This is a genomic window from Marinomonas sp. KMM3893 (assembly GCF_004352855.1).
Classification (GTDB): domain Bacteria; phylum Pseudomonadota; class Gammaproteobacteria; order Pseudomonadales; family Marinomonadaceae; genus Marinomonas; species Marinomonas arenicola.
Map to the genome: position 1 here is coordinate 822361 of NZ_SJSC01000001.1, position 21037 is coordinate 843397.

The 21037-nt window shown below is 45.4% G+C and carries 19 protein-coding genes; 7 read left to right on the forward strand and 12 right to left on the reverse strand.

Translation table 11 applies throughout. The annotated features are described in order from the left end of the window. Window position 1 precedes the first annotated feature (1 nt). The 4 genes from E0D71_RS03765 to E0D71_RS03780 all read right to left on the reverse strand — a co-directional run bounded on the left by E0D71_RS03765 (window position 2) and on the right by E0D71_RS03780 (window position 2629). Entirely contained in the window at window positions 2-370 is a 369-nt protein-coding gene (locus E0D71_RS03765) for a hypothetical protein (RefSeq protein WP_133001940.1), read from the reverse strand. Window positions 371-548: 178 nt separating this feature from the next. Beyond that, window positions 549-1028 (reverse strand): peptidylprolyl isomerase, encoded by a 480-nt coding sequence (locus E0D71_RS03770; RefSeq protein WP_133001941.1) that lies wholly within the window; start codon window positions 1026-1028, stop codon window positions 549-551. Between the two features lie 117 nt (window positions 1029-1145). Further along, window positions 1146-1736 (reverse strand): DUF1439 domain-containing protein, encoded by a 591-nt coding sequence (locus tag E0D71_RS03775; RefSeq protein WP_133001942.1) that lies wholly within the window; start codon window positions 1734-1736, stop codon window positions 1146-1148. Between the two features lie 29 nt (window positions 1737-1765). After that, a complete protein-coding gene (locus E0D71_RS03780) occupies window positions 1766-2629 on the reverse strand; it encodes a mechanosensitive ion channel family protein (RefSeq protein ID WP_133001943.1) in 864 nt (287 codons plus the stop codon). A gap of 129 nt (window positions 2630-2758) precedes the next feature. Between E0D71_RS03780 and E0D71_RS17580 the strand changes: the two genes are divergently transcribed. Next, the gene (locus E0D71_RS17580) at window positions 2759-3172 is read left to right on the forward strand and encodes a YebG family protein (protein ID WP_133001944.1); all 414 of its coding nucleotides are present in this window, start codon (window positions 2759-2761) and stop codon (window positions 3170-3172) included. Window positions 3173-3276: 104 nt separating this feature from the next. Here E0D71_RS17580 and E0D71_RS03790 read toward each other — a convergent pair whose 3' ends face one another. Next, a complete protein-coding gene (locus E0D71_RS03790) occupies window positions 3277-4341 on the reverse strand; it encodes a putative zinc-binding metallopeptidase (RefSeq protein ID WP_133001945.1) in 1065 nt (354 codons plus the stop codon). Window positions 4342-4767: 426 nt separating this feature from the next. Here E0D71_RS03790 and E0D71_RS03795 point away from each other — a divergent pair, with 426 nt between their 5' ends. After that, window positions 4768-6633, forward strand: a complete 1866-nt coding sequence (locus E0D71_RS03795) for a cation:proton antiporter (protein WP_133001946.1) — start codon at window positions 4768-4770, stop codon at window positions 6631-6633. Window positions 6634-6679: 46 nt separating this feature from the next. Here E0D71_RS03795 and E0D71_RS03800 read toward each other — a convergent pair whose 3' ends face one another. Both E0D71_RS03800 and E0D71_RS03805 read right to left on the reverse strand, forming a co-directional pair. Further along, window positions 6680-6958, reverse strand: coding sequence for a YrhK family protein (locus E0D71_RS03800; protein WP_207923319.1), 279 nt, complete (start codon window positions 6956-6958; stop codon window positions 6680-6682). Between the two features lie 80 nt (window positions 6959-7038). After that, the gene (locus E0D71_RS03805; RefSeq protein ID WP_133001948.1) at window positions 7039-8751 is read right to left on the reverse strand and encodes a thiamine pyrophosphate-dependent enzyme; all 1713 of its coding nucleotides are present in this window, start codon (window positions 8749-8751) and stop codon (window positions 7039-7041) included. Window positions 8752-9121: 370 nt separating this feature from the next. On the opposite strand from E0D71_RS03805, the gene E0D71_RS03810 reads away from it, so the two are divergent. The 5 genes from E0D71_RS03810 (at window position 9122) to E0D71_RS03830 (ending at window position 14868) form a co-directional block, all read left to right on the forward strand. Beyond that, window positions 9122-10327 (forward strand): hypothetical protein, encoded by a 1206-nt coding sequence (locus tag E0D71_RS03810; RefSeq protein ID WP_133001949.1) that lies wholly within the window; start codon window positions 9122-9124, stop codon window positions 10325-10327. 239 nt (window positions 10328-10566) lie between these two features. Further along, window positions 10567-11250, forward strand: coding sequence for a thermostable hemolysin (locus E0D71_RS03815; RefSeq protein WP_133001950.1), 684 nt, complete (start codon window positions 10567-10569; stop codon window positions 11248-11250). Window positions 11251-11252: 2 nt separating this feature from the next. Next, window positions 11253-13421 carry an AMP-binding protein gene (locus E0D71_RS17585; protein ID WP_133001951.1) on the forward strand — a complete coding sequence of 723 codons (2169 nt, stop codon included), beginning with the start codon at window positions 11253-11255 and terminating at the stop codon, window positions 13419-13421. Window positions 13422-13429: 8 nt separating this feature from the next. Further along, the gene (locus E0D71_RS03825; protein ID WP_133001952.1) at window positions 13430-14233 is read left to right on the forward strand and encodes an SDR family oxidoreductase; all 804 of its coding nucleotides are present in this window, start codon (window positions 13430-13432) and stop codon (window positions 14231-14233) included. Further along, window positions 14230-14868 (forward strand): hypothetical protein, encoded by a 639-nt coding sequence (locus E0D71_RS03830; protein WP_133001953.1) that lies wholly within the window; start codon window positions 14230-14232, stop codon window positions 14866-14868. The genes E0D71_RS03825 and E0D71_RS03830 overlap by 4 nt, the downstream gene beginning before the upstream one ends. Window positions 14869-14936: 68 nt before the next feature. On the opposite strand, the gene E0D71_RS03835 is transcribed toward E0D71_RS03830, so the two are convergent. The 5 genes from E0D71_RS03835 to ilvY all read right to left on the reverse strand — a co-directional run bounded on the left by E0D71_RS03835 (window position 14937) and on the right by ilvY (window position 20889). Beyond that, window positions 14937-16151 carry a sugar transporter gene (locus E0D71_RS03835; RefSeq protein ID WP_133001954.1) on the reverse strand — a complete coding sequence of 405 codons (1215 nt, stop codon included), beginning with the start codon at window positions 16149-16151 and terminating at the stop codon, window positions 14937-14939. 136 nt (window positions 16152-16287) lie between these two features. Further along, window positions 16288-17268, reverse strand: a complete 981-nt coding sequence (locus E0D71_RS03840; protein ID WP_207923320.1) for a bile acid:sodium symporter family protein — start codon at window positions 17266-17268, stop codon at window positions 16288-16290. Window positions 17269-17402: 134 nt separating this feature from the next. Next, a complete protein-coding gene (locus E0D71_RS03845; protein WP_133001956.1) occupies window positions 17403-18401 on the reverse strand; it encodes an asparaginase in 999 nt (332 codons plus the stop codon). 186 nt (window positions 18402-18587) lie between these two features. After that, the gene (locus E0D71_RS03850; RefSeq protein WP_133001957.1) at window positions 18588-19733 is read right to left on the reverse strand and encodes a N(5)-(carboxyethyl)ornithine synthase; all 1146 of its coding nucleotides are present in this window, start codon (window positions 19731-19733) and stop codon (window positions 18588-18590) included. 277 nt (window positions 19734-20010) lie between these two features. Continuing rightward, on the reverse strand, window positions 20011-20889 hold the full coding sequence (ilvY, locus tag E0D71_RS03855) for an HTH-type transcriptional activator IlvY (protein WP_133001958.1): 879 nt from the start codon (window positions 20887-20889) through the stop codon (window positions 20011-20013). Window positions 20890-21037: the final 148 nt, after the last annotated feature.

Genomic DNA, 21037 nt, shown 5'->3' on the forward strand with positions numbered 1-21037 from the left:
TCTAACGACTTCCTTCTTGTTCCAACGAGCACAAAAAATAATGACTCAACGTTCGTAAGTCATGTTCCATTTTGAAATACGCTTTGGCGTCTTGATAAGTCACAATCAGTCGTTTTAGATTCGCTAATGGCCGATAGACCATATCTAAGCAGACTTGTCGCCAATTCAGTGCAATGTGTGAATCGCACACAGTATCCAATAAAACATTGAAAACACGCTGATGCAAGATCACGGCATCATTAATATTTAGCCGCTCAGCGTATTCTTCACTCGTATTGAGATAATGGTAGAGTACTTCTGGTGAATCCGCACACTGACCGCCTTGAATGGCTTGCTCTATTACCGAGAAGGGAACTAGATAATGGCTCATGATGTCGTCCTGCCTATTGAAATGATAACTATTATCAATAATGAGACGACATTCTTTTCCTGTCAAGTTATTGATAACGATTCCCATTAAAAATAACTCGATTGATGACCTAGCTCATGAGCCACAAAAAAGCCCCTATTGCCAAAGGCAACAGGGGCTTTATCAGACGAATAAATGCTTAGTGGTGGTGACCGCCTACGCCGTGAGCATGGCCATGAGCAATCTCATCGTCTGTCGCATCACGTACGTCTACGATTTCAATGTTAAACGTCAGGTCTTTACCAGATAGAGGGTGGTTCAAGTCCACAAGAGCGCGCTTTAAACCCGCTTTAATAATGCTGACTTGGCGCATACCTTGATCTGTTTGAACCATGGCAATCATGCCTGGTTTCCAACGTTTTCCACCTTGAAGGTGTTTCACAGGCACTTCTTGAGTACGGTCTTCATGACGATCGCCGTACGCTTCTGCGCTTGGTACTGTCACTTCAAATTCAGCACCGACTTCTTTTCCTTCCATGGCCTTTTCAAGACCAGGAATCACATTGCCGTGGCCGTGTAGGTAAGAAATAGGGTCTTTACCCGCGGAAGTTTCGATCAACTCTTCACCATGGCGAAGCGTGTAGTTAAATTGAACGACTTGGTTGTCAGCAATGGACATGATATTTCCTCTGTTATTTCAACTCAGCAAGGTCGTTAAGTGTTGACTTAGCGACTTGGCTCAGCGGTTTAGTTAAGCGGCGCAACCGCGCATTTTGCGCGACATTATAGAGAGTCCCTAGAAAATGGCGAACTCTATCGCATCTTCTTTGATTGAGATGTCTTTAATCATCGACGCTGTCGCTTTTTCTGTTGTCGAATGATCTAGCACATAAACAGGGTGCGAATCGAAGTAGTTTGCTAAGGCTTTCTCGAAATCATCATGCAAAGACCCCAATGTCGAACGCAGCATTTTGTCACTAAAGCTAGAGCCCTCAACGTCTATTTTAGTGATTTTGGGCGCCACTAAATAAACACGGTTTTCTTCTAATCGCACACCTGACTCGAACGATGGGTTCACTTGTGTACTAAATGAAAAAGACTGTCCAAATGCGCTTAAGGTGCCCTGTAAATCTGTATTAAGGTCCACCAAAGCCAAACCACCATCACGATCGGTTAAATCAATATGGGCTGTTTTTACCAATAAATTCATATCCAAGGTGTTACCACCTTCTAGCGTCAATTGAATATGATTTTGTTTACTTTGTTCTAACTGCTTCGCGACCGCTTGATTTAACTCAGCTTCACTTATGCTTAGACCGTCACAGCCTGTCAGCATCAAAGTGGTTACGAGTAAAACCACGCATGCGATCATTCGACGAATTGCCATCTGTTTCTCCTAAAAAGCCACTTTGTTCACTATCTAGCCCTTTTTTCAAACCAAAAGTTCATAAAGTCTTCCGTTACTTTTTGTTCAATCACCATGGCTTCTTCCGTCGGACAAAATAATGAAACGGTGAAAATATTATAGCCTTCAGGGGAGGTCGTGATTCGCACTTTAGGCTCAGGCCCTGAGATTTTAATGTCTAAGCGCTTCTCAATCAGGCTATTGTAACGAATCGCAACCTCATGAAAGTGCTCGCTGTATTCCCGTATCTTATCCAGTATTTTGCCTTTAATTTCAAACAAATTGACGTCATCAGTCAGTCTAGAAATCGAAAAGGTATGGGTCACATAGCGACGCATGTAGTTCAGGTTTTGCACCGTATGCGTCAGCAATACACTGTTGGGGATCACAGTTGTTCGTCCTGTATAACCGTAACTGCCGCCTTTCAAATCCACTTCAAAAAGCGTCGTTGAAAGCCAATCGCTGTCTGTGACCTCGCCTTCATAATTGGCAATTCTTACCCAATCGCCCACTTGATAAGGTCGAGTACTGGCGCGATAAAAGGCCCCGACTATGCAAGAAATAAACTCTTTCGTCGCCAAAACCAAGGCCACCATAAAGGCAGCAATGGAGATCGCAATATTTTGTAATTCAGAAGACCAAATTAAAATAAAACCCACCACCAACAGTAGGTTGAAAATATTGTCTAATGAATTGATTCTTTGACGTTTTTTGTCATGTTCTAAGGTCGGATGCAGCCGAATAGCGCGCTTAGTAAAACGACGGATAATATAGGAGAGCAATAGCCAAACAACGGTCAAAAATATTTCGAGGTGGTCTTTCACAACCGAAAAGTCAAAATCGGAAAAAGAGAGCTGAGAAAAATCGAATGACATAACAATTAGGTTCCTTCATTAAGGGCACTACTTTATCAATCATTGTATTAATCACCAACTAAAAGCACTAGACAGAACGAAAAACATTCCTGTATATTTATACAGTATAATTTTTCACGAGGGTGGATCATGCCTGTAGTTATTAAATACGTTGTAGAACGTGATGGAATTGAGAAAATGACATTTACTTCCAAAGCTGAAGCCGATGCCTATGACAAGTTACTCGACACAGCAGACGCACTTTATGAAGTGTTAGAAAGTAGTGATTTAGCAGGAGACCATCAGCAAAAAGAAGCCTTGTCGATGTATCTTGCTGAAAACAAGGACACGCTGCTAGAGGCCTTAGGTGCAAAGCGTAAGACCACACCAAAGACAAAATCCAAAGCCAAAGAAACACAACCGAAAGAGCAAAACAAAAACGACACTTTGCCGTTAGAAGATCTTGTCATAGAACCAGATGAAGACGCTATTTACGATGCAGAGGAAATCTCCACCTCATTCGATGAAGATAGCAACGATTACCCTGAAAGCGACGCGGCTTAATCCCACAGCGAGCCTTTAGCAAAAACGCCCTCTCCTTGATGGCGTTTTTGTCTTTTCTAACTGAGATTTTTGGCTCTAACGATGACTCATGAAGGCTAAGCCCCTCATAACATCGGCTGTAATAATTGATGAATGAAATTCAATTTTTTACGCACAGCGGGGACAATAACAAACGGGTATAAATCCGGCTGCCCCATGCTTCGATTGAGGTTATTCACTGCAAACGTAAGCGGTAAATACTGAGCCAGAATGTCATCAAAGTTTGAGTGTTGATACGGGTCAATCGTCACATTCACACAAAGTGACTGATATTGGGCATTAGGCGGCTGAAGGCTCATCCCGAACTGACTCGCGGTTTCTAACGTGTCGAGGATATGCAGATAATGCGCCCAAGTTTCGGCCCAATCTTCCCAAGGGTGAGAGGATGCATAAACACTGACAAACTGCTCACGCCAATTCTCGACTGGCGTCTCATAATGGCGCTGCAAAGCATCTTTATAGCTTTCCCGTTCATCGCCAAACAATTCGCGATAAAGCGCTAACGTACTTTCATCTGTCGCCACCAATTGATCCCAATAATAATGCCCAACCTCATGGCGAAAATGGCCAATTAGCGTACGGTAAGACTCATTCATGTCTTCTCGCATTTGCTCACGATCAGCACTGTTCGCTTCTGCGGCATTAATAGTGACTTGCCCAAGCGCATGACCGGTACTGGATTGCGCATTGTCCGGCACCACATTTTCTTCTGAGATGAAGTCGAATGATAAACCGTCTTCAGGGTCTTCTTTTTTGCTGATCAAGGGCAACTCTAATTGCAGCAATGAATAGACTAATCGATGTTTAGCAAACTCTAGCTGCTGCCAAGCTTGGCGTTGCTCAATGGCTTCTAGATTGGGTATGTGTCGGTTCAAATCACAGGCCATGCAAAAAGTATGGTCGCTCTCCACCAGCCAATTACACACCCCATGTTGATGATTATCACAATAATGCCATACGGGTGCCGGCACAGATGTGTCCGCTAAAGCAAGATAGCCTGAATCATGTGGCTTAAGTGCGCTTAATACCATTTTGTCCGGCAAAAAACCTAAGGCAGATCCACAATTTTCACACAAGGTATTTTCAAATAACAAGACTTGTGAACACTGTTGGCAACTGAATATTTTCATCTTCGTTTGAGCTCTGAGTAATGAATAAAATAGGCGTAGCTGAATGCTTATAGAATGAAGAGCGCGATGCGTTAACACCAAGAACACACTCTCAAAAAGAGGCACTTATGAACATGCGATGTCCTTTCTTTATAATCCCTTTATCCATAGAAAGCGAGAGAATATGAACACAAGCCGCATTATCAACTCAAAGAAAAAACCATTTACTTGAGTGTCTAAAAGCAACTTTCATGCGACATAAGATGATCAAAATAGGCTCTATTTATGATCGTTTGCAACACACCAAACCCAGCACACAGCTAAGGATGAAAGATGTCGTAAAATAAACACACCAATGAAATAAAATAGCCTATTTGTAAGAAGATTAAAGTTCATAAACCTTTTATTATAAGTCTTTAATTCGCTGCCTACTGGAAATTGCCTTTCATGATTGACGCTTTACTACTGACGTTCATTTTTCTTGTTGCTGGAGTCATTTCTGTCCCCATCGCTTCTCGATTAGGACTCGGCTCAGTTCTCGGTTACTTATTAGCCGGCATAATCATCAGCCCCATTCTTTCCATTCTGAATGTGGACCTAGTCTCAGTACAAAATTTTGGCGAGCTAGGGGTCGTTTTGATGCTGTTTCTAGTGGGTCTAGAGCTAGAGCCGAAGAAGCTGTGGGCAATGAAAACCCGCTTACTTGGGTTAGGTGGCGGACAAGTCGCGTTAACGGCATTGTTTATCATGGGCGCCTCCATGATGCTCGACCAGTCGTGGCGAATCAGTCTTGCGGTCGGCCTTATTTTGGCGCTCTCTTCAACCGCTATCGTGCTGCAAACCTTAGGGGAAAAAGGCTTAATGCGCTCAGACGGTGGGCAAGCGTCTTTTTCGGTTTTGCTCGCTCAAGACATCATAGTGATCCCTATGCTGGCGTTTATTCCTTTACTCGCCACACCTGAATTACTCAGCGCCTTAAATCATGCGGCCGAGCAAGCCTCAGCCCATGGCAGCAGCTGGAATTTATTGGAAGGGCTGGCCACCTGGCAGATTACCCTAGTCACAATCGGTGCCATTATTACCGTGATACTGGGCGGTAGTTACTTATCCAGCCCGATATTTCGGTTTATCGCGTCCGCACAACTGCGCGAGCTCTTTACCGCGACGGCTTTGATGTTTGTTATTGGCACTACCTTATTGATGTCAGTGGTTGGCTTGTCTCCTGCTCTTGGGACTTTTCTCGCGGGGGTTGTTTTGGCTAACTCGCCCTACCGACACGAACTAGAAAGCGACATTGCCCCGTTTAAAGGGTTGTTACTTGGGCTGTTCTTTATGACAGTGGGCGCAGGGATCAACTTCAGTCTATTAGCCGATCATTTGATCAGCATCATCAGTCTTACTCTGGGCGTGATTGTGCTAAAAATGGTCGCATTGTTGATGCTGGGCAGTTTGTTCAAAATTCGCGGAGCAGACAAATGGCTGTTCGCGCTAGGACTGGCACAAGCTGGGGAGTTTGGCTTTGTATTGCTGTCGTTTACCGAATCGAATGGCGTGATCCCCAAAGCACTGGCCGATCAACTCTTACTGGTGGTGGCGCTCTCTATGCTACTCACCCCTATTCTATTTATTCTCTACGATCGTTATTTAGCGCCACATTATCTAAAGGACAAAGAGGATCAGCCTCAAGGGGTTGGCATGCCAGGAGATAAGAAAATCATTATTGCCGGCTCAGGCCGAATGGGCAGCTTGATCGATCGAATGATGAGTCTTGCTGGGTACGACACCACAGTGATCGACTACAGTACCAAGCAATTAAGAACACTGCAGCGCTTTGGTGTGAATAACTATTTTGGCGATGTGACGCGCCCTGAACTGTTGCACGCCGCCGGCATTGAAGACGCGCAACTGTTAATTGTCGCCATTGATGATCCAGAACAGATCTCTAAGCTGATTAAATACGTGATGGAGCACTACCCTCATTTGCACGTTATTTCACGGGCATACGACCGTCACCATGTTTACGATTTATGGTCTTACGGTTGTCGCGACATCATTCGTGAAGTACACGACAGTAGTTTGCGCATGGGGCGTTCGGCATTTGAAGCTCTTGGAATCCCGCAAGAAAACGCCGAGAAGATGGTCGACCTATACCGACAACACGACCAAGACGCTATGGTCGCCGTTGCGGATGCTCACAAAATTGGTGTACCGGCGCACGAAAACAGCCATTACATTGCAAAAGTAAAAGCCTTTCTAGAAGCGTCTGACCCAGAAATAAAGACACAGATGCAAGCATACCGCGACACCAAATAAGCCCTGAAATGACGTATCCTCAGTCTACTAACAGACTGAGGGTTCATCACTCAATCTGCTTGTTACAAGTGGATTTATAAACACGCTTCACGTGCACCAAGCTGATCAATTTAATAATAGGTTTGATCAGCAATTGGCCGCTGCCCAAAATAAACAGCCAGGTTCCATCCACCACCAAGGCCTCTGTTAAAAAAAAGAAACTACCGATCAAAAACCACACAGCAATCAAAAGGTCATTCACGGCACCAAGGGCTTCATAACGTCGTTGAATCACAATATGGTCTTGGTCTAAATCGAACTCAAATACTTGTTTATTGCTTGGCACTTTTTGTCCTATCCTTTTGGGCTGAACAAGGACATCAGAGTGATATAAAAGCATCTAATGTCCTTATTTTTCATCATTCTCTAACGTAGAAAGTTATCTCGAAGCAAGGATACCACTTCATCACTACGACCGTTAAGCACCGCTTTTAGTCCAAACATGGCGGTGGAAGCCACTTGATTGGCCTCAATTTTTGGCGGCATAACCAGCTCCATACGACTGACTTTAACGTCTAAAATGGCGGGCTTATCCGATGCTAACCACTGCGCCATCGCCCCTTCTAACTGATCAAGACTGTCTACCCGCCAACCGTCTAATCCTAACGAGCGTGCAACATTTGAAAAATCTGGGTTCTGTAACCCCGTAAACGAATCCAATAACCCTTCTACCCTTTGCTCCATTTCAACAAAGCCCAAAGATTCGTTGTTAAAGATAATCAGCTTCACCGGGATGTTTTCCTGCACTAGGGTCAATAAATCCCCCATCAGCATACTCATACCACCGTCACCACACATGGCAATGACTTGTCGATCTGGATAGGCTTTAGCAATCCCTAGCGCTTGTGGATAAGCATTCGCCATGGTGCCATGCAATAAACTGGTTAAAAAACTGCGTTTTCCGGTGGCGGTCAAATGACGTAATAACCAGACCATAGGAGAGCCGCCATCGGCGGTAAATGCCGCGTCGTCATCGGCGAGCTTATCCAACATGTGCGCCACGGTTTGTGGGTGCAATAAATCATTGCCTGATTTGGCTTCAGAAACATAATCAGCTTTGTCTTTTTTCCATTGCTGTAGAGCTTTGTCTAAATGCTCTTGGTCTAATCTAGCACTCAGTTTCGGCAATAATGCCTTGATGGTATCCCCTACATCACCGACTAAACCTAGGTCAATTGGACTGCGCTTACCCAGATGGCTGGCGTCTCGGTCTAACTGTACTATTTTGGCTTTCTCAGGGTAAAACTGGGTATAAGCAAAATCACTCCCCAGACAAAGTAATAAATCACAATCGGCCACCGCCTCCATACCTGCACGGTTACCTAACACCCCAGTCATACCGACTTGATTAGGGTTATTCGGTTCAATAAATTCTTTGGAGCGTGAGCTATGAACAATGGGCGCCCTTAACAACTCAGATAATGACACCAACGCCTCTTTTGCCTCACGAGCACCAATCCCTGCGTACAAGGTAATACGCTTTGCCTTGTTTATCATGTCGGCTAACTGGTCAATTTCTGCTTCATTAGGTCGTATCTCTGGTTTGGCTAAATGCACCTTCCAAGGTGCATCATCATGCACAGTCTCTTGAAACATATCACCGTTAACCACAATCACCGCAACGCCATTTTTAGCTAAGGCTGTTTGAGCCGCCTGCACGGTAATTCTTCGCGCTTGATCAGGGTGAGAGATGCGTTCGCAAAATACTGAACACTGCTCATAAAGTGATTTTTGATCAACTTCTTGGGGGAAGTTTAGCCCTTCTTCACGACGATCCACATTAGACGCAATCAACACCATAGGCGCACCGTTGCGATGGCTTTCAAAAATGCCATTAATAAAATGCAAGCTACCAGGGCCACAGGTTCCGGCACACAAAGAAAGCTCGCCAGTCATGTAGGATTCGCCACCAGCAGCAAAGGCTCCCACTTCTTCATGACGCACATGAACCCAATCAATATCTGAGCCACGGATGGAATCGGTGAGGTGATTGATGGTGTCGCCCACTATGCCGTAACAACGTTTGGCACCGGCTTCGGTCAATGCTTCTACCATGATTTTCGATACTGTTTTGCTCATTTCTAACTCCCTAAGGTGATGAAAAGTGATTACAAGCATGCGTGATATCGCTCACTTAATCAGCAAAACAGCTGGGGTTCCTTGCTATCTGCAAACAACTTACACACTAAATAAAGAATCAAACCCATAGGTTTTAGAAGAGAAAATACAAATAGCAAATCATCTCAACAACAGGAGTACCCCCTCAAAAGTCTATAAAAACAATAACCAGATCAATCATATATTCTGTAAAGGAAGAAGGTATTGGAGTACCATAAATTAATAAATAGCGCTTTATTGGTAGCCTCTTGTTATAACCACAATCCTTTTACAGCAAATAATCTAACTCTCTGTGCTATGGGGCGGAATATCTACACAGGAATCACCACGGATGTTGAACTTTTTTATTGTGGCTATCGCCACCTGCGTTTTTCTTTACCTCGCTTTTTCTACAAGGCTTGCCCGCTCTGAGGGCTGGAAAGCAACCGTCACACCGCTGGCTTCCATCATGGGCAGTGGGTTTCTCGTTGTCGCTCCCTTATTGGCGGACTCCGTGGGGTATTTCGCGGTGCTCTGTATGGGGGTTTTATTGCTTCTCGCTTACGCTGTCGGCGGCGCTATTCGCTTCAACATTCGCCATTTTGAGCCCATTGAACATCAAAGAGGCCCAGCTCAAACGGTGTCGTTCGTGTCGCGCATTGTTTTAGCTGGCGCCTATTTCATTTCTGTTACTTATTATCTGCAACTCTTATCGGCTTTTTTGCTCAACGCCTTTGGTTACAGCAGCGAGCTTTGGTCAAACATTATTACGTCACTTATTTTACTCTTTATTGGAGGCGTGGGTATGTGGCGCGGGCTGAGCCAATTAGAGAAAATAGAGAGTTACGCCGTCAGCCTTAATCTCGGTATGATCGCAGGCCTACTCTTCGCTTTAGCGCTCTATAATATTCGCTTAGTGTCAGCAGGAAGTTGGCACTTACCCACTCTAGATTCCACCATAGACCTGCACGATTTACGTGTACTACTAGGGTTACTCATTGTTGTGCAGGGCTTTGAAACATCGCGTTATCTACAAAGTGAGCACCCAGCCGAATTACGCATAAGCACCATGCGTCTTGCTCAATGGATATCGGCGGGGATTTATATTGTTTTCTTAAGCCTGATGACGGTGCTATTCCAGCATGGCATGGGCGCAGATGTCACCGCGATCACGAGCATGGTTGCACCGGTGGCAATACTACTGCCAATACTCATTTCAGTCGCCGCTATTGGCAGTCAATTTTCGGCGTCTGTTGCGGACACCTCAGGGGCTGGCGGTTTAGTTGAAGACATTGTTCAGCAAAAAATCCCTATTCGTTATGCCTATCTTCTGGTCCTTGCTGTGACGCTTTTTCTGACTTGGATGACGGATGTAAACGCCATCATTGCGTACGCTTCACGTGCCTTTGCTTTATTCTATACATTGCAATCTGCAACCGCGGCCATTGTTGCTTACCAAACCAAAACACTAGAAAAACGCACACAAAAAGTACGCTTATTTAGCTTAATTTCACTGCTGTGTTTATTGGTTTTCTTATTTGGCCTGCCATCAGAATAATTTTATATATCAATATCTTATAAACTTTTCTTAGCACTATCGAGAGCAGCATAACCGCTGTTGAACAACAGAGGTTATGCTGCTCTCACTGCACAATTAGCGCCTTTTTACGCTCAGATTAAAAGATTATTCATATAAGGTGGATTATTTGGTCAAGCGTTATAACGCCGCTCATAATTAATTTTTTTTTCACTTACACTCACTTAATTTGCTTATATCCAGCAAGAAAGTGAGCGCGTATGCAGCTATCAAATGCACAAAATATTGCCCCCAAGCAATATACGATTGCGATTCCAACTTTGCCCTATGAATTTGTAGCCGCCAACGCTTCAGGAGCAACCAGAACCCAATTGGAAAGCTTTATAAAAGAAGGCTTTCATAAAAAATACCAGGCGGATGTCAACACCTTCATGCCGTTGCTACTTGGCATACAAGCTCGCGGACTAAAAGCGGTGGTAGGGATAAGGCGTGGCAATGAGCCATTATTCACCGAACAATATTTACCTGCCTCCATTACCGAAATACTGCAAGAACATGGCATCTGGACAGATCGCCATAACGTAGCTGAGCTGGGCAATCTGTACAGCCAGAACCAACGCTTCACCCTACCTCTATTGATGACAGTCGTAATGAGCCTGTACTTATCCGACGTCGATTACTTGGTATTTTCAGGAACAAAAACAGTTTGCCAACTGCTCGAAAAGCTCAAATTACCAATGACCTTTTTAGCCGACGTGAACCCTAAACGCTTAGTCAATGCAGAAAAGCAATGGGGGAGCTATTACCAAAACAGCCCTAAAGTCATGCTCCTCGACGTCAAAAAATCAGTCTCGATCGCACTGATGCAACCTGAACTAGAAGCCTTACTTGAGCTAGTCAAAATGCATCTTCAACCCCTATTACTGCAAATGGAGGAACTCTAATTATGTGGTACTTTTCCTCACCGGAATGGGCGAACAAGATCGCCCTGCAAACGTCCCATCAAACACTGACGTACCAGGCTCTCGCTGAAGCAGTAACCGCTCGCCAAAATTGGCTCAAGGCACAGCAAGTAACGCGCGTCGCTATCGACATGGACAACAGCATAGAATGGGTCTTATTTGACCTAGCGTGTCAGCAGGCGAATATCTGCTGCGTGCCGGTACCAGGCTTCTTCAGTGACACCCAAACCACGCATCTGGTTACACAAAGTGGCATTGAATTATTGCTCACTGAGAGCAATAACAACAGCGAACAGAAGGACACAAGAGCGTCGCCATTCGCAGGTATTAATGCCGTGCGCTTTCCTGTCACACAAACACCGCAGATACCAGAAGGCACTCATAAAATCACCTTCACCTCAGGCACCACAGGAAACCCTAAAGGTGTTTGTTTAAGCGCAGAGTCGCAACAAAACGTTGCCCGCTCTCTGGTCGATGCCGTAGACATAAAACACGTCCGCCATCTTAGCCTCTTACCGTTAGCAACCTTATTAGAAAACATCGCTGGGGTTTACGCTCCCTTAATGGTTGGGGGCACCATTCTATTGGCCAGCCAAACCGAACGCGGATTTAGTGGCAGTCGCTTAACGGACCCAAAGCGCCTACTCATGCTGATTAATGAACAGCAACCTAACAGTCTAATACTGGTTCCTGAACTATTATCTCTGTTTGTCGGCGCCTGCGCCCAAGGTTGGCAACCACCGCAATCCCTCCAATTTATTGCCGTTGGCGGCGGTAAAGTGGCAGCAGGGTTGCTGCAAAAAGCCCGCGCTTTAGGCTTACCGGTTTATCAAGGCTATGGCTTATCGGAGTGCGCTTCTGTGGTGGCGCTCAACACCAAAAAATCAGAACAGATTAGCGCCGCTGGCAAGACACTCCCGCACAACCAAGTACACATTGAAGACGATGAACTGGTGATCAAGGGAAACCTCTTTTTAGGCTACCTTAACCAACCCGAAAGCTTCTATCCAAGCGCTGTCTATACGGGGGATTTAGTCACTCTAGAAAACGGTTTTTTAACCATAGAGGGTCGCCGTAAAAACGTATTAATCAATTCCTTTGGTAGAAATATTTCACCGGAATGGGTCGAAGCCGAATTGATGGCCAGCGGTCATTTTCGCGAGGTGCTGGTTGCTGGGGATGCGCAACCGCATTGCGTGGCATTGCTCACCCCACTGCAAAAAAACGCCAGCCAACAGCAGATTGCCGCCGTGGTTGACCAAGTCAATATTAGGCTACCCGATTACGCTCAAATAGGTGGCTGGATCACACTAGAGCAGCCATTAGTCAGCGTTCCTGGCCTTGTCACAGCCACCGGAAAGCCCGTTCGAGAACGCATTTTTAACCACTTTAAGGCATCGCTCGAAAATCTTTATTCCCTTGAAAATAAAGAAAACTTTCGAGTTTTACTAGAGCAGCAAAGACAAGAGAGAAACAAGCCAATGTCACTTTATCAACGTTTGCAAAACGAAACCCAAGCCGAGCGCCAATACTTAGTCACCTCTGCGATTATTCAACGCTGCTTCCACGGCAAAATAACATTGGATAATTACTTAGATTTTCTAAGCCAAGCCTACCACCACGTTAAGCACACCGTGCCATTATTAATGGCCACAGGCAGCCGACTACCGGATGAAAAAGAATGGTTGCGCGAGGCCCTAGGCGAATACATTGAAGAAGAAATGGGCCATCAGGAATGGATACTCAATGACATAGCCGCGGCTGGCGGTGATAAAGACGCCGTGCGCCACAGCGAACCAGGAGCGGCCGCAGAGCTAATGGTCGCTTATGCTTACGATGCCATTCAGCGTAAAAACCCTCTGCGCTTTTTTGGCATGGTGTTTGTCTTAGAAGGTACCAGTATTGCGCTGGCGGACAATGCTGCACAGCAAATCCAAGAAAAACTTAAGCTGCCAAAAGAAGCCTTTAGTTACTTGAGTTCACACGGGGCTTTAGACCAAGAGCACATCGTTTTCTTTGAAAACCTCATGAATAAAATCACCGCTAAAGAAGAGCAAGACCAAATCATTCACAGCGCCAAAATGTTCTTCAAATTGTACGCGAATATCTTTCGTGAAATTGATCATGAAGCAGCATCAGAACAAGCCGCTTAGGAGGTTTTATGAACTGGCAACAACAAACCTGCCTATTAACGGGCGCGACGGGAGGCATCGGCCAAGCGATCGCCCATGCCTTAGCCTCTAAAGGCGTTACTCTGATCCTGCAAGGTCGTCATGAAGAACGCTTATTAGCGTTAGCGGCGTTATTGCCCGGCGATCATCAAATACTTGTCGCTGATTTAGCAACAGCAAGCGGATTAACGGCCATCACAGAAGCGATGACGGTTACCCCTGAGTTTTCTATGTTGATTAATAATGCCGGTATCGGGCAATTTTCAGCCTTGCAATACACTTCCGCAGAAGAAGCCAATGAGGTTATCAACACCAATTTAACCGCGCCTATTTTGCTGACTCAACGCCTGCTGCCCTTACTAAACAAAGACACTGAGTCACATATTATCAATGTTGGCTCTGTCCTCGGTGGCATTGGCTTCGCAGGGCAATCTCTTTATTGCGCCAGTAAATTTGGCTTACGAGGCTTTAGCGAAGCGCTTTATAGAGAGCTGGCTGACACCAACATTCGCGTCTCTTACTTTGCCCCAAGAGCCACTGCCACGTCGATTAACAGCCAACAGGCGATGGCGATGAATGCCCAGCTGGGTACCGCCGTCGATACCGCTGATAAGGTAGCGAAAGCGCTTATCGACCAGTTAGAACAAGGGAAGAGCCGTCGCGTTGTCGGCTTTCCTGAGAAGTTGTTCGTTAAAATCAATGGTGCCTTTCCATCGATTGTCGATAAAGCATTATTGAAAAAGCTCCCGGTTATTAAACGTTTTATTTTTCAAAACACAAAGGAGGCCTTATGAAAGCCCTACTACTAGCATTGGCAATAACAACAAGCTTTATCTCTCAAGCGTGGGCACAAGACACGACAAGTTTATTGGATATTCAACATCAATGGGCTCACATCAATTACCAAATGACGGACAGTGACAAGCAGGTCGATGCCTTTAACGCCTTAGCGCAAAACGTAGAGAGCATGATCAAGGCCGCCCCAAATAATCCAGACAACATGATCTGGCTTGGCATCATTCAAGCAAGCACAGCAGGCGCCAAAGGTGGCATAGGCGCTTTATCCTACGCAAAAAGCGCCAAAGCCAATCTTGAGAAAGCCATTGCCATCAACCCCAATGCATTATCGGGCAGTGCCTTAACCAGCCTCGGTGTGCTTTATCACAAAGTACCGGGGTGGCCGATTGGCTTTGGAAGCGATAAAAAAGCCAAGAAGTTACTAAAACAAGGGGTCGAAGCCAACCCACAAGGGCTGGATGGCAACTATTTCTACGCTGACTTTTTGTACGACGATGGCGATTATAAAGCAGCAAAACAATATCTAGAAAGTGCTGAAAAAGCCGCACCAAGACCCACTCGTCCAGTGGCAGACACTGGCCGTCACAAAGAAATTCAAGCCTTAATGGTGAAGATCAATAAAAAACTTTAAAACGGCAAATTCTCATCGCTAACCTCGGTTAGTAATGGCCATCAACAGAACCTCAAAAGTAGGACAACCTACTGTTTGAGGTTCTTCTCTGCCTGGGTAAGCGATGCAATGTGACGTAAAATATAGACGATCACAATAAAAGCAGCCGCACCGAAAAAGGCACCAGCAGCACCAACGCTTTGAATGTTAACCAGCTGAATGACTTGATTACCGATTAACGCACCTGCCCCAATACCTAGATTAATAATCCCTGAAAACAATGACATAATAATGTCGGAAGCATTCGCATCGACATTAAAAACACGCACTTGAGCTGATAACGTGACCGTCATCAGTGCCGCCCCCCAAAAGAGAATCACCAACACCATAAAAGTACTATCGTGAGCGGCCGAATACAGAAGAGCGGTCGACGCTGTCACAATCAAGGTACTCGCCACAATCAACTGAGCATTGGCTCGTTCGCCAAAGTAGCCGAATATCACACTGCCTAAAATGCCAGCACCACCAAACAACAACAGAATCAGTGTGGTAAAACCAGCACTGTTGTCTCCAACATTGGCTAAGAAAGGTTCAATATAGCTGTACGCCGTGTAATGGGCGGTAAACACCAGAAAAATGAAGAAGTACAAGAAAATCAAAACAGGGTTCTTCATCAGCTCAGAAACCTTGCTCAAGGTGCCCGAAAACAGACTAGGTAAGCTAGGCAGCAAGCGCATGAGCGCAATGGTAATGCCCAAAGACGCGACACCAATCACGGCAAATGTCGTTCGCCAACCTAATGACTCGCCAATCAAACGTCCTAATGGTACGCCTAACACCATAGCCAAGCCTGTTCCCGTCGCTAAGATACTTAACGCCAGATTCTTTTTCCCCCACGGCGCGACACGAATCGCAATCGACGCGGTGATAGACCAAAACACAGCATGGGCAAGCGCAATCCCAATACGGCTCACCAGTAACACCTCAAAACTCCAAGCCACTACGGATAAGGCGTGACTTATCACAAACAGCGCGAAGCTACACAACAATAAGGTTTTGCGGTTCATCTTGCCTGTCAATAACATTAAAGGCAGCGACATTAAGGCCACAATCCATGCATACACGGTGAGCATCCAGCCAGCATGGGCCGGCGAGATATGAAAATCGTTGGCAATCGAAGACAACAACCCCACCGGCACAAACTCAGTGGTATTCACAATAAAAGCGGCAACACCCATCAGAATAACGCGAAGGTATTGAGTCCGGGTTGAGGTGTTATCAAGCGTAGAAGAGTCCAAGTTCATTTTGACCTGCAAAATAGTAGAAGGAAATTTACTGTCCGTTGTTACACAAAAACAGAAGTATGAAATACGTTTGTTTCAGCCAATAGAAAGACACGCACCTTGCTAGGCAAAGCGCTCTGACTTAGAAGTGTTTTTATTAGGAGGCGTTGTTATTTTTTGCTGCCAGCTTATTAGCCAACACTGCACAAATGAATATTTGTAACGGATGATAAATCATAATGGGCAATAACAACATCCCTAGCATAGGGCTAGCGCCAAAGATTACTTTTGCCATAGGTACACCAGCTGCCAGTGTTTTTTTAGTACCACAAAACAGTGCCGCGGCTTGATCCTCTGGGGAAAAGCCCAACCCCTTCGAGAGGCTCATCAACAACACAATCATCAGCAACAAAATCACCGTACACAAGACGATAACAGTGAATAACGTCATAACATCAAAGTCGTGCCAAACACCCCGCACCACAGAGTCACAAAAGGCGTTATAGACAATCAGCAGAATGACCAGTTTATCCAGTTTGCTAGTGACGCTTTTATATTGGCGTAACCACTCCCCAATAAAAGGTCTTATCACCTGCCCTATCACCATCGGCAGCAGTAACAAGGCGGCAATATGCCCCACTGTATCGCCAAGATCGACATGCCCGCCGCTCATTCCCATAAAAAGCTGAACGAATAACGGCGTCAGAAATATCCCTAACACACTGGACAGTGAAGCATTAAAAATCGCACCGGGGACATTTCCCCCCGCAATGGCGGTCATGGCCACTGACGAAGAAATTGTGCTCGGTAGAATCAATAAAAAACAAAAACCGAACGCCAGCGCTTGTGGTAAAAATTGCTCAAACCACTGACCAAGCAGTATCCAGATAAGCGGGTACACAGCAAAGGTCGCAAGTTGAATAAACACATGCAAACGCCAACTGCCTAAGCCTTTGCGGACTTCTCGTGGAGAAAGGTTGACTCCATGCAGGAAGAACACCAGAGCAATGCCCCATTGCGTTACTTGATCCAATCGCAAGAGCCCATGGCTGGCACCCGCATTAGGCCATATAACCGACAGCCCAATAGCGGCCAACATCCCTACTAGAAACCATTCTTTTTTAAGCAAGCTGAACAAGCTGATCCCTTCCTTCCTTCCTACCTATCTATGACGCATTAATATTAAGGTGTGTATTGTCCACCGTTGACACCAAAACAAAAGCCCATAATAGGGATCTATCTGTGATTCTCTGTGCCTAGGTTCGTGATGTTTTACAGTGCGCAAGTAATCGCGCCTGTGATGCGTTTTTCCCAGTTTTTCAGTGTCACTGAACGGTAATTATTCATTTTCTCGTCAGACACAAAATTTGTAATACCGACATGGTCTAATAAAGCGGTCATCGCAGACTCTGCCGCACGAATAGCGCCATCGTCACATTTTAAAGCAATGCCAAGTTTCAATTCAGGAATCGCCGCCACATACACGCCTTCTGCGCCTAGTTTCAAAAATACCCGCTGTTGCAGAAGCGTCATCATATCGGTGCAATAACGCTCTGTGCCCGCCACCATGAAGGGGTGTTTAACGACGGCATTGTATAGGCTTTTACAGGCAAGTTGGCGCTCTGGTGCCAGCCCCTGAGGACAAGAAAATTTGGCAAATGCCAACGCGAGATTGGTCAGCGGCATCGCCCAAGTAGGCGCTGAGCAGCCATCTGGCGACCAAGGTGCGGTGCTGTAATCGTACTCACACATCTGAGCCATGGTAGAGGCGATTTTTTGTTGAACAGGATGATCAACCTCAATATAACCACGAGGCGACGAGCCTAACAGTTTGGCTAAACCAAGCATTCCGGCGTGTTTACCTGAGCAGTTATTGTGTAATTGAGTTGGCGTTTTTCCTTCGCCCGCCAGTTGATAACTGGTTTCGGCGCGCATAGGCCAATGGCACCCACATTCAAAGTCGGTTTCAGACAGTGCCAATTTATCCAACATGCTCTGCACGGTTGCCACGTGTTTCGGCTCACCGCTATGAGACGCACAACAAATCGCGATCTCCTCGTCATCAAAAGCAAATTGTTTAGCGCCCCCCATTTCAATAAAAGCCAAGGCTTGCATGGCTTTAATGGCGCTACGCGGATAAACCAATGAGTCCACGTCCCCCCACGATTCCACTACTTCGCCAGTGCTTGAAACAATAACCGCCTTAATACTGTGTTCGCTTTCAACAATACCGCCACGGGTGACTTGAACGGAAAGAGAATCGTGCTGCATGCTAAACTCCTTGTCTGAAAATAACGTGGCCAACAGACTAAAAGGAAGTCACTTTTACCACAAGGAAAAACAACAATGATAATAGACAGGCTTGGTACATCATGTGTTGGCACCACAGCAAAGGGCGTACAAAACTTAATCTGTACGCCCTTTGCATTATCTTTCAATAAGTAACTTTATAAGAAACTAGTTTAAAGCAATATAAGGGGGTGTTAGCCCTCTATGCTGGAAGGATAAAATAAGTGGGTTTTTCACAATGCCTTTGTCGATATTAATTGCCCGACGAATCGTTTCATTATTCTGCCAATCATCACGCCCAGCCAAGACACATTCTAAGTACACAACCAAAGCGGCCGAAATAGAACGGGTTGCACTTTCCCAAAGATAACTCGGCGTATGATCCACCGCATAATAATCTACGCCATGACAACGAAGCAGTGGCTCTTGAAAGGTCGTTGGCTTAGCAAAGAAAAAACCCATACCTTCGTCACAACTTACATCAATAATCAAACTGTTAGTCTTCAAGGTAGATGCCTCAGATTCGATAACGAAATTCGTAGGGTGATCGGTTTCTTGGAAAGTACCATTCACAATAATATCCGCTTCCCCCAGCAAGTCCGCTAACGGGCGAATGGCGCCATCGTGTTCAACCACCACCATACGCGCTTCTCCTGCATGACCTGCACGGACTTTTACGTAATGACAATCCAATACTTCTTCACGAACCTCATGATCAGGACGCTGTATGCATATGGTGATATCACGAAATCCATGGGCTTTAAGAGCATAAATGGCGCCTCGACTTACGGCACCAAAACTAAAGATAATGACTTTACGCTGATTGCCATAATGACCATCAATACCTTTTAGTTGTAAGGCATGAATTACGGCACAGTAGCCGGCCATCTCATTGTTTTTATAAAAAGTGTGGCGCCCTACTTGTCCACTTGGAGACCAAACAAACATATCTTCAAAAGCAATGAGTGTCTGTTTACGATCTAAAGCGGCCTGGGTAATATCTTGTTGCTGCACACAATGTACGTACCCCCACAAGATGCCACCTTCGCGCAATTCTTCTAAATCGGCTAGCACAGGTTTAGCAATAATCACGCAGCCAATGTCAGCTAAAATCTCATGCCGAGTCGCTACTCCACCTGTCTGCGCTGCTATCTCGGCATCGCTTATATTAAACGCCGCACCATAACCTTCTTCAAAAATAAGCCGTTGGCGAACAGATAAGGGAATACGAAGTAGGTGCTCTGGGTGTATTGGATAACGTCGCTCATCTTCTTTTCTAGAAGTACCAATAACGCCGAATGTTAATTGACTCATACCATGTCCTTTTATATGTAAATAAACTGGATTGAGCTCACAAACGCGTGATCAGCCACGCCAATAAACTGGTTATTACTAAACGCATTGTCGGAAGAGGAACTGAAAAAAGAAGCCGTAAATAAAGGAGAAGGGGCTTAGCTTGCCAAAGGCTAATAGATCAGAGCAGCGACGTGACGACTGTAACACTAAACCAGCACAATAACCGGAGAATAATAAAAACAGAGAAATGGAGCCGCAACAGTCTCTGCTCAAACGCCGCCATCAAACAGACCAATTACATCAGATTCCAGAAGGCTTCGACCATGGGGTTCTTGAGGTTTTTTTTCAGAGTAAACAAACCAATGTCATAAGGCGCTAGCTCTGGTTTCACCTCTAATACTTGAATGCGATCCATTAGCGGGCTGTTTTCCAATACAATTTTTGGCACGACGCCAATGCCAAAACCCAAACTCACCATACTCACAATGGCTTCATTCCCCGTCACCTGAGCATAGATACGCGGCACAATTCCGTGCTGTCGAAACCATTCATCAACACGAGCCCGTGACACACCACTTTCTGACAATATCATTGGAATATTTGCCCATTCTTGCGAGGTGGCAGGCGCCAACGTGGGTACATTCGGTACTTGCTGCTCTAATGGCGCGATAAACAGTAACGGTGAGGTTGCAAGAGGTTTAAAAGCCAAACCACGGGGCAAATTGGCAGGACGTGCCGCTATTGTAATGTCTTCTTTGCCATCAAGAATGTGAGCAATCGCATGTTCGGGGTCGCCTGTGCGCAACTTAATCTCGATACTTGGGTATGCAATACGAAAACGACTAAGCAACTCATATAAGAAGCTATAACTGGCCGTCACCGAACCGTATAGGCTAATTTCTCCATGTAACTGATCGGAATTGTCCATCAGCTCATGGCGAATCATGTTCCATTGGTTGCTGGTATCTCGAGCGTATTTGAGAAATTTCTTCCCTTCCTGAGTTAAGGTAACCGTACGGTTGTCACGATTAAACAGGCTGACACCCACCTCGTCTTCTAATTGGCGGATGTTACGCGAGAGCGCAGAAATACTAATGTGACACTCATCGCTGGCGCGACCAAAGTGGAGCGTTTCTGCTAACGCAAGAAAGTGTTTTAAGGATCGTATATTCATAAACGTCATCTTATCTTATGTTTGCAAAAAATGGGACGTTATATTGCAAATATATCAATTTACGAAAGAGTGGCTTTTCTATACAGTGACCTCACTAACATGATTTGCCAGTGTTCTGGCAATCGATGTAACCCATTTTCTGAACTTA

Coding starts and splice junctions, on each gene's coding strand:
- E0D71_RS03765 (WP_133001940.1), bottom strand. CDS start 370: ATGAGCCATTATCTAGTTCCCTTCTCGGTAATAGAGCAAGCCATTCAA.
- E0D71_RS03770 (WP_133001941.1), bottom strand. CDS start 1,028: ATGTCCATTGCTGACAACCAAGTCGTTCAATTTAACTACACGCTTCGC.
- E0D71_RS03775 (WP_133001942.1), bottom strand. CDS start 1,736: ATGGCAATTCGTCGAATGATCGCATGCGTGGTTTTACTCGTAACCACT.
- E0D71_RS03780 (WP_133001943.1), bottom strand. CDS start 2,629: ATGTCATTCGATTTTTCTCAGCTCTCTTTTTCCGATTTTGACTTTTCG.
- E0D71_RS17580 (WP_133001944.1), top strand. CDS start 2,759: ATGCCTGTAGTTATTAAATACGTTGTAGAACGTGATGGAATTGAGAAA.
- E0D71_RS03790 (WP_133001945.1), bottom strand. CDS start 4,341: ATGAAAATATTCAGTTGCCAACAGTGTTCACAAGTCTTGTTATTTGAA.
- E0D71_RS03795 (WP_133001946.1), top strand. CDS start 4,768: ATGATTGACGCTTTACTACTGACGTTCATTTTTCTTGTTGCTGGAGTC.
- E0D71_RS03805 (WP_133001948.1), bottom strand. CDS start 8,751: ATGAGCAAAACAGTATCGAAAATCATGGTAGAAGCATTGACCGAAGCC.
- E0D71_RS03810 (WP_133001949.1), top strand. CDS start 9,122: ATGTTGAACTTTTTTATTGTGGCTATCGCCACCTGCGTTTTTCTTTAC.
- E0D71_RS03815 (WP_133001950.1), top strand. CDS start 10,567: ATGCAGCTATCAAATGCACAAAATATTGCCCCCAAGCAATATACGATT.
- E0D71_RS17585 (WP_133001951.1), top strand. CDS start 11,253: ATGTGGTACTTTTCCTCACCGGAATGGGCGAACAAGATCGCCCTGCAA.
- E0D71_RS03825 (WP_133001952.1), top strand. CDS start 13,430: ATGAACTGGCAACAACAAACCTGCCTATTAACGGGCGCGACGGGAGGC.
- E0D71_RS03830 (WP_133001953.1), top strand. CDS start 14,230: ATGAAAGCCCTACTACTAGCATTGGCAATAACAACAAGCTTTATCTCT.
- E0D71_RS03835 (WP_133001954.1), bottom strand. CDS start 16,151: ATGAACTTGGACTCTTCTACGCTTGATAACACCTCAACCCGGACTCAA.
- E0D71_RS03845 (WP_133001956.1), bottom strand. CDS start 18,401: ATGCAGCACGATTCTCTTTCCGTTCAAGTCACCCGTGGCGGTATTGTT.
- E0D71_RS03850 (WP_133001957.1), bottom strand. CDS start 19,733: ATGAGTCAATTAACATTCGGCGTTATTGGTACTTCTAGAAAAGAAGAT.
- ilvY (WP_133001958.1), bottom strand. CDS start 20,889: ATGAATATACGATCCTTAAAACACTTTCTTGCGTTAGCAGAAACGCTC.